This window comes from Nocardiopsis protaetiae, from assembly GCF_045446735.1.
Lineage (GTDB): Bacteria > Actinomycetota > Actinomycetes > Streptosporangiales > Streptosporangiaceae > Nocardiopsis > Nocardiopsis protaetiae.
Genome location: NZ_JBJJBV010000497.1, coordinates 1 through 2,029, shown reverse-complemented (window position 1 = coordinate 2,029; position 2,029 = coordinate 1). Strand labels below are relative to the sequence as shown.

The 2,029-nt window shown below is 72.5% G+C and carries 2 protein-coding genes and 1 pseudogene; 1 reads left to right on the top strand and 2 read right to left on the bottom strand.

Features of this window, described 5'->3' with window-relative positions; translation table 11 throughout:
- Positions 1–230: pseudogene (locus ACJOT3_RS34295) on the bottom strand (hypothetical protein); the annotation flags it as partial.
- A gap of 233 nt (positions 231–463) precedes the next feature.
- On the opposite strand from ACJOT3_RS34295, the gene ACJOT3_RS34290 reads away from it, so the two are divergent.
- Positions 464–1,306: a S1 family peptidase gene (locus ACJOT3_RS34290; protein ID WP_406977292.1), complete on the top strand. Its 843-nt coding sequence runs from the start codon at positions 464–466 to the stop codon at positions 1,304–1,306.
- A gap of 495 nt (positions 1,307–1,801) precedes the next feature.
- On the opposite strand, the gene ACJOT3_RS34285 is transcribed toward ACJOT3_RS34290, so the two are convergent.
- Positions 1,802–2,029, bottom strand: a 228-nt coding sequence (locus ACJOT3_RS34285; protein WP_406977291.1) for a hypothetical protein, incomplete at its 5' end; no start/stop codon positions are given.

Sequence of the window (2,029 nt, the reverse complement as noted above, 5' to 3'; positions counted from 1 at the left end):
GCGGTCGGCGTTCCGGTGGGCGCGGGGGTGTTCTCGGCCGCGGGTCCCGTGGTGACCTCAGTGACCTCAATTGCCCCGGTGGCCCCGGTAGCCCCGGTGGCCCCAGCGGTCCCGGTGGTCTCGGTGACCTCGGCGGCCCCGGTGGCCGGGGTCTCCCCGGGCGTCGTCGCGGCCTCGGGCGCCGGGGTCTCCTCGGGCGATCGCCGGTCGGAGTGCATCTCGTCTCTCACGCAACGCAATCTACGCGCCCCGCGCACCCCCGGTGTCCGCAGGTCGGGGACGGCGGGCGTAACCCCTGCGGGGGACGGGCACCGCGGTACCCGCGCCTTTCGTCGCCACCGGCGGTACCGGGTCCGGTCCTTCGTCGGTGGGTGACTTACTTCTCCCGGTCGATGACTCCCGGTGATCGCCTTTCTAGGGTCGAGGGCGTACCGGATCACGGAAGAGCAGGAGAGGGCGGACCATGCGCGAAGACCAGGTGGGGAAGAGGACCCGGGCCGTACCGGCCACCGCGATCGCCGCGGGGGCGGGAGCCGTCGGGACGCTGCTGGCCGCGACCGCGATCGCGGCGTCCCCCGCGCACGCGATCATCGGCGGCGTCGACGCCACCGAGGAGTACCCCTTCATGGCCGCCCTGTACGACGACGGGGGAGAGCACTACTGCGGGGGCGCGCTCGTGAGCGGGGAATGGGTGGTCACCGCGGGCCACTGCACGGAACCCGAGGAGATCACCGTCCGCGTCGGCAGCGCGGACCGCCTGGAGGGCGGCGGCGAGCGGGGGGTGGCCGAGGTCGTGCTCCACCCCGGGTTCGAGGTCATCGACGTCGGTGACGATCCCGCGTACCCGATCTCGGAGTACCTCCTGCGCAACGACCTCGCCCTGCTGCGGCTGGACGCCCCGGTCGACGACCGGGTCCCCGTCGCGATCGCCGCCGCCTCGCCCTCCCCGGGCGCCACCGTGCGCGGCCTGGGCTGGGGGATGGTCGACGAGTTCGGCGAGGAGGAGAAGCCGGTGACGCTCCAGGAGCTCGACACCGGGATCGTGCCGCTCGACCGGTGCGCGGACGTGGACGCCGGAGGCGACCTGTGCTCGGAGCACCCGACGGAGCGGGCGCAGATGTGCGTCACCGACTCCGGCGGCCCGATGCTCCGCCGCGGCGCCTACGGCTGGGAGCTGGTCGGCGTCGTCAGCCGCGACGGGGACTTCGACGTCAATCCGGCCTGCGTCGGCCCGATGGCGATCACCGACACGGCGGCCCACGCCGATTGGATCGCCTCCGTGATCACTTCCGCCCACGCCCGGTGAGTCCCACTCCGTGGACCTTGCCCGGAGCCACGAAACTTCAGCACCACTGATGTTCAGCACCGCTGATGCTCAGTAGTGCTGACATGCCGGGGTGCTGATGTTCCGCGACGCTGTTGTTCGGGACTGAGGTCGTTCCTCGGTCCCGGCGTTCGGCGCCCTTGCCGTTTCCCGGCGTTGAGGCCCCGTACCGCCGTCGTTCCGCGGTGCTGATGTTCAGCGCTGCTGACCTTCAGTGCCACTGACGTTCAGTACTGCTGACGTTCAGGACCACTGGCGTTCAGCGCCACGGGCGTTCCGCGGTGGCCGTTCGGTGTGGTCGACAGTCCGCGGTACTGACGTTCAGTAGTGCTGATCGTTGATGGGACCGCCGACCCGTGGGGCGGCAGGGCATGGGCGTCCGGCGTGGCGGGTGATCACGCCGGACGGTGCGGTGCGCCGCCGGGAAGGAGCGCGGCGCGTGCTCAGTACGCCGGGGGACGGGGGCGGCGGCGCGGCTCAGTCGTCGCCGTCGCCGTCGTCACCTTCGTTGTCACCGTCACCGTTATCGCCGTCGTCGTCTCCGCCGCCGTCCCGGTCGTCGTCGCCGTCCTCCTGGCCCTGCTCGGCGCCGTCGTCGTCTCCGCCGCCGAGGTCGCAGGCGCTCGCGCCCAGCGTCACGGCGCCGGCCATCACCAGGGCGGTCAGCAGCGCGCGCAGCGACGCCCACCACGGGCGCGGGGTGTC

Coding starts and splice junctions, on each gene's coding strand:
- ACJOT3_RS34290 (WP_406977292.1), top strand. CDS start 464: ATGCGCGAAGACCAGGTGGGGAAGAGGACCCGGGCCGTACCGGCCACC.